The 6,266-nt window shown below is 36.3% G+C and carries 5 protein-coding genes and 1 pseudogene; 3 read left to right on the forward strand and 3 right to left on the reverse strand.

All coding sequences use genetic code 11. The annotated features are described in order from the left end of the window. Window positions 1–5 precede the first annotated feature (5 nt). From Q1K34_RS05455 to Q1K34_RS05465, 3 genes are all read right to left on the reverse strand, one after another. Window positions 6–986, reverse strand: a complete 981-nt coding sequence (locus tag Q1K34_RS05455) for a D-cysteine desulfhydrase family protein (RefSeq protein ID WP_300435565.1) — start codon at window positions 984–986, stop codon at window positions 6–8. 33 nt (window positions 987–1,019) lie between these two features. Continuing rightward, on the reverse strand, window positions 1,020–2,450 hold the full coding sequence (locus Q1K34_RS05460; protein WP_300435567.1) for an arylsulfatase: 1,431 nt from the start codon (window positions 2,448–2,450) through the stop codon (window positions 1,020–1,022). A 114-nt stretch (window positions 2,451–2,564) separates the two neighbouring features. Next, window positions 2,565–3,938 carry a sulfatase gene (locus Q1K34_RS05465; protein ID WP_300435569.1) on the reverse strand — a complete coding sequence of 458 codons (1,374 nt, stop codon included), beginning with the start codon at window positions 3,936–3,938 and terminating at the stop codon, window positions 2,565–2,567. Window positions 3,939–4,267: 329 nt separating this feature from the next. Between Q1K34_RS05465 and tnpA the strand changes: the two are divergent. The 3 genes and pseudogenes from tnpA (at window position 4,268) to Q1K34_RS05475 (ending at window position 5,534) form a co-directional block, all read left to right on the forward strand. After that, window positions 4,268–4,689 (forward strand): annotated as a pseudogene (gene tnpA / locus Q1K34_RS05470) (IS200/IS605 family transposase). Window positions 4,690–4,898: 209 nt separating this feature from the next. After that, a complete protein-coding gene (locus Q1K34_RS18015) occupies window positions 4,899–5,141 on the forward strand; it encodes a hypothetical protein (RefSeq protein ID WP_367183305.1) in 243 nt (80 codons plus the stop codon). 303 nt (window positions 5,142–5,444) lie between these two features. Then, window positions 5,445–5,534 carry a hypothetical protein gene (locus Q1K34_RS05475; RefSeq protein WP_300435572.1) on the forward strand — a complete coding sequence of 30 codons (90 nt, stop codon included), beginning with the start codon at window positions 5,445–5,447 and terminating at the stop codon, window positions 5,532–5,534. Window positions 5,535–6,266: the final 732 nt, after the last annotated feature.

Raw genomic sequence — 6,266 nt, forward strand, 5'->3', positions numbered from 1 at the left:
TCAAATTACTTTAGTGAAGTGGCATATTCAAAAATTGCAGATAAACCTCCCGTATGCCAGAAAAGAACGGTGGAATTTAGTGGTATTTTCTCATTTTTCAGAAAATCCATCATCCCATAAAAAGCCCTGCCGGAATAAACAGGGTCTAAAAGTATTCCTTCATTAATGGCCAACTCATTTATGGCATTTTTTTCATTTTGCCTTATTACGCCATAACCTGATTTATCATAGTTCCTGATTAATTTAATATCGTCAGAACTATAATTCCTATTTAAGTTCAATAACTTCTTTCCGTCCTGGATGATTTTCAGGATTTTTTCTTCAAGACCAGAACCGTGAATTTCAATTTTGTCTATATTGATTGGGATAAGTTCGGCAGATAAACCATATAACTCTTTTCCCAAAGTGAGTCCTGCCAATGTCCCGCCAGAGCTAGAGGCAAAAAATATATATTCTACGATTATATCCTGTTTTATTAATTGATTTTGAAGTTCTTTTACGGCATTTACAAATCCCATTGCTCCTGTGCCATTTGAACCACCGTAAGGAATCATATAGGGTTTTTTTCCTTTGGATTTCAATTCGTGCTTAAGAAGATTCATATCTTCCCCTCTTCTGTTTTCTGCGGAAAAATGGATTTTCGCGCCCAATAAATGTGACAGGAGTATATTTCCGTTAAATATTTTCGGTTCATTTCCACCTAAAACCAAGTCACATTCCAAACCTGCAACGACACAGGCTGCAGCGGTTTGTCTGCAATGATTTGACTGTTGGGCGCCTCCGGTAATGACTGTATCACAATTATTATTTATGGCTTCCTGAATTAAATATTCAAGTTTTCTAGTCTTGTTTCCCCCGCTGGCTAATCCTGTTTGATCATCTCTTTTGATATAAATATCATAGCCTTTATATTGTTCTGATAAATTCTTCAGTTTGTGCAATGGGGTCGGAAAAAATCCCAGATCAAATTTATTTTCAAGTACCATTATTGAAATTCAGAATTGTTAGGTTGCAAATTCTTATTTTTTTTGTTTCGGAATGTTTAGACTCCAGTTTTTTGGAGGTTGAAAATTTTCGGGCATTTTATCTATAGGGGGTACGGCACTGGGTTGAATGCTATCAAATTCTGTGACGATATTATAGAGTTGATTATACAATTGTGGGTTTTTCTGCTTAACATTATTTTGTTCATAAGGATCTTCAGAAATATTGAATAAAACATTTTCTTTTAACTCCATTCTGGGAAGTGTATTAGGAGTGTGTTCCCCGGTTTTAATTAGCTTCCAGTTTTGATTTATTATGCCCCCCCTTCCTAAATATAAATTTCGATTACTTTCCATCTTTTCTCCTCTGAAAAGAGGATGAAGGTTAATTCCGTCGGTTTCATTTTCTTTCATTGGCGATAAACCTACGATACTTCTGAGAGTTGGAACAATATCTACATAACCTATTAATTGGTTTATCTTTCTCTGGTTTTTAAAGACATTTGGCCATTTAATGATTGCAGGCACTCTAACGCCTCCTTCCCATTCTTCCAATTTTTCACCCCTAAGCTTTCCATTGGAAGCCGCTCCTCCTTTTTGATTAATATTGGTCAAACCGCCATTATCACTATGGAATAAGATTAGGGTATTTTCAGAGATTCCCAACTTTTCAAGAGTATTTAGTATCGTTCCAATACCATCATCCATATTGGTAACCATAGCCGAGAATATCTGTCTGGCCTTTTCCTGTTTGTTAGGAACATTCAGATCATTGTCTTTCGCTCCGTACATTTGTAAGTATTTTTTCTGCGCCTGCAAAGGTGTATGAGGAGCATTATAAGCCACATATAAAAAGAATGGATTTTCTTCTTGAGAATAGCGCTGTATATTTTTTACAGCTTCTTCAGTAATAAGATCTGTGGTATAGCCCTTATCGTTGGAAACTTCATATCCCAAGTGCCAATCTTGTTCTCCCTCTCTTTTATGGGTAAAATAGTCAATCGCCCCATTGAAATGTCCGTAAAAATGAGTGAAGCCTCTTTTTAAGGGATGATATTCCGGTCTGGAATGACCCAGGTGCCATTTTCCAATTATTGCCCTGTTTTTATAACCTGCTTCTGCAAGCATTTGCGGTAATATTTTTTGAGTAGTATCCAATCCGAAATCAAACCAAGGTCTTACCACTACTTTTCGCAATCCAAACCTGTCTGGGTAACGTCCGGTCAATAATCCTGCGCGTGATGGAGAGCATATAGGAGCCACATAATACCGGTCCAATTCAATTCCTTCCCGGGATAATTTGTCAATATTTGGAGTTTTAATAGTGCTGCCGTGATATCCTACATCCCCCCATCCTAAATCGTCTGCCAGAATAATGATGATATTAGGATTGGAAGTTTGCGTCCTGGCTTCCATAGCAAGGAGAGAGAAGAAAATCATTAGAAGAAAGGATCTGTTATTTCTCATTATACAGGCTTTGGTTTTATCAGGAGGTAGGGTTCCCAGGGATTAGTAAATTCAGTATTAAAAAAACCAGAACCCTTACCTCCCTCAGATAAAGAAAATCTTAATTTTCTGGTTTTAATTAAACCAATATAAAGCGCCTTCAATTTCGAAATTGCGCATTTTATTCATTAATTCTGAAACTTTTTCTGGATTTTGTTTGGCCAGATTAATTCGTTCTGAAGGATCTAAATTTAGATTATACAATTCAGGTTCAAGATATTTATTCATGGGTTTATCCGGCCCCTGAAAGGGGGCAATTCGTAATTTCCATGGCCCAGAACGAATGGCTTCCAGATACTCCTTTTCAAAATAATAGAATTCTCCCTGGCTATTGTAATTTTCATTTTCTTCGAGCAAAGCAGAGAAGTCTACTCCATCTATTATTCTATCATTCGGTGTTTTAGCTCCGGCAACACTAGCCAGGGTAGGGAGCAGATCCATTATCGTAATAGTTTCAGAGGATATACTTCCTGGTCTGATTTTGGCAGGCCATTTCATGATCAAAGGTACTCTGAATCCTCCTTCATAACTGTTTATCTTGCCACCTCTTAATAAGCCTGTCGTACCGGCATCCCATGGCTTTACAATATCATCCGCGAACATTCTGCTGGACATATAATTCCAGGGACCATTATCACTGAGAAATAAGACGATCGTATTTTCTTCGACACCATTTTTTTTAATAGCATCAAGAATCTGACCCATACTCCAGTCGATTTCCTGTATGACGTCGCCATATCTACCAGATTGTGAAGATCCTTTGAATTTTTCTGAAGCTTCGATTGGAACATGGGGCATATTATAAGGAAGGTATAGAAAAAAGGGTGAATTTTCCCCGGCACTATTATTAATAAACTTAACGGCTTCTTCCGTATAATCTGCAGTTAGCTGGCTTTGTTCCCATTTTTTATTAAGTGGGGTTTCGTCTCTATATAACTGCAGCGGTACTTCTGTCTGTACCCATGGAGCCATCATGTCGTTGCTGTTTATCAACCCGTAATATTCATCAAATCCCTGGGATGTGGGTAAAAATTCTTGACGATTTTGTCCCAAGTGCCATTTGCCAACGCATTTTGTCGTATAACCAACTTTTTTAAGTAATTCGGCTATGGTGATCTCATCTGCTGGTAATCCTTTATCTGCTTCAGGATAGAGTACTCTTGGAAGTCCAACTCTCAATGGATATCTCCCGGTTAATAAAGATGCCCTGGCTGGAGTACATGTGGATGCCGACGAATAAAATGAAGTAAATCTCATTCCCTCATCAGCCATCTTGCTTAAATTTTGCGTTCGGTTTAAAGGGTGTCCATAAGATTCTAAATCTCCGTAGCCCAAATCATCAGCCATAACTAGAATAATATTTGGCTTAGAAGACTCTTGGGTAACTCCAGTTACTGGCATTAAAAGAATTACATAGAAAAGTTTAAATTTTAACCACGTGAACTTCATAAAAATAATTTTATTGTAAGGATTCTGCAGAAGCTAAATTATGTAAAATAAGTTTAAATTGCTGTATTTAAATATAAATTTTGTATAAAAATGTAACAAATGTGCAATTTTTGCATTAATAGGTGTTTGGTAGAAATAATTGCAGTTGAAAAATAATAATTGAAATAGCTTTTAAAAAAGATAATATCCAAGCAGAGGAATCGGACTTATAATTGATGGTAGGTGGAGATGTGAGGGAATTACTTAAGAAAAAACTATGGCTATAGTGAAAACTGTATGAGAAATTTAGTAATCTAAAAATCCATATTTTCGTGAGATGCAGCGAAAATATAGAAAAGGGGTCTCATACGGTAAGCCATTTATCCTGCCATATAGTTTGGGTTACCAAATATAGATACTCGGTTTTAAAAGGAGATGTTCAACTGCGGTGTAGAGAACTTTTGATGCAAATATGCGGAGCGGAGGAAGTAGAAATTCAGAAAGGTGTTGTCAGTAAGGATCATGTTCATATGCATATAGAGCATTCTCCGAAACAGAATATCAGTTATCTTATAAAGATGCTTAAAGAATGTAGTTCGAGAAAGCTTCAACAAGAATTTCCTAAACTACAACAGCGCTATTGGGGGAGGCATTTTTGGGCAAGGGATATGGTGAATGGAGTATTGGTAATATAACAGAAAAGATGGTCAATGAATATTTAGAACATCATCGTCGAGATACAGGAGATAATTCTAATTTCATATTGGAATAGGCCTAGGAACTTTCAGCGCCGTGTAAACTAAACCTCTGTACTTTCGTGCAGAGTTGTTTAGTTCAAGAAGTTAAAATATTCTGGAGTTGAGCCGGTAAAATGTATTATAGCAGATAGCTGTATAGGTGGCATGATAGAAGCACTCAAATGTGCTGAAAAGTTCTAGGCTGAAAATGGTCGGATATCCTTATATGTAGGAAAGGCCAGGTATTGTACCTCTCGCTATTACGCTTGCGGTTCATAATCGAAAAGGTTTACCAATATTCGGAATTTACGGTAAAGATTTTCAGGGTTTAAGTGAAAGGAGTATTCTGGAAGATGTGAAAGATAAATGGGCTGGTTTGGCCGTAGCTTTAATGAAAGGAAAGTTGTACCTGGCTATAGGAAGTGTTTTCATGGGTATTATAGGATCTGAAATAAATTCTGATTTTTTTCAGGAATTTCTTGAATGAAAAACGAACATATTGATTTAAGTGGGGTGCTCCGAAGAATTGAGCCTTAGATTTATAATGAGAAAGAATATGAAAAAGCATTAAAATAGACAAAAAGAATTGCATGGAAGGGGAGAATCACAATGATAAGTTAAACAGCGGTCCCGGCAGCAAAAAGATGAAAATTGGGAATTTGTAGTAAAAAATGACCCTTATCATCAGAGATCTTATGCAGGGAAATCCTGAACGGGAGAAAATTGGGTATGGGGGGAAGCTTTCAGTCATGAAGCAATAGTCTCGGGAAAACGTTCATTAATAGAGACAATAAACGATCAGCTAAAGAATAGTTGCCACGCCGAACATTCCAGACACAGAAGGTTTGGAAATTTTACAATAATCTGGTGGCCAGCTTGATTGCCTACTCCTTCAAAGATAAGAAACCAAGAATAAAGTTTGAAGAACAGCCACCCTAAATGGTCAACTCGCATTATTTTGCTAAGTCTTTAGGTCGAACTCAGGTGATAAAGATATATTTACTTACATTCTGGAATTCTTTTGGATAAGGAGGGAAGCGATTATCGCGCTTGTAAAATATAAAGTACTGATTTTGCAATATTTTTACCGCTTAATGAAGCTGATTTTGGGTATTAATTTGATTATTATTTTTGAATTTATGGTAAAAACCAAATTATTATAAAGTGGGAAATCCATCAAGGGAATCCCGCTTTTAAACTTTACCGGATACTATTTTGATATTTGTAGATGTCAAGCTCATAACCCGAAGGTCACTGGTTCGAGTCCAGTTCCCGTTAATGATAAAGGTTTAAAAATAATGTAAGATCTGCTTTAATTACGAAAGTGTATATATTGATATCTGTATTTAAATAGATTTTCAGAAATTATGTAAAACAACAGGTGCAACATGAATTTATCTAAGTGTAGGAATATTTTGTCGAAATTTTTATAAAAAAATTGCTTTATATTTGCATCTACAGTTGAAAACGTAGTGGGGTTACCTATTCGGTTACCTGATTATATTGAAACACATTGATGGCTTGATAAACAAAGGATGATGGGAACAGAGCTTAGTCCTGTCATCCCGACTTTTTACACATTATGTAAATTACAGGGTAATTACATGTTTTT

Source organism: Christiangramia sp., assembly GCF_029937855.1.
Classification (GTDB): Bacteria; Bacteroidota; Bacteroidia; order Flavobacteriales; family Flavobacteriaceae; genus Christiangramia.

What these genes read in the sequence shown, in the direction of transcription:
- Q1K34_RS05465 (WP_300435569.1), bottom strand. Translation starts at nt 3,938, where the DNA reads ATGAAGTTCACGTGGTTAAAATTTAAACTTTTCTATGTAATTCTTTTA.
- Q1K34_RS05460 (WP_300435567.1), bottom strand. Translation starts at nt 2,450, where the DNA reads ATGAGAAATAACAGATCCTTTCTTCTAATGATTTTCTTCTCTCTCCTT.
- Q1K34_RS05455 (WP_300435565.1), bottom strand. Translation starts at nt 986, where the DNA reads ATGGTACTTGAAAATAAATTTGATCTGGGATTTTTTCCGACCCCATTG.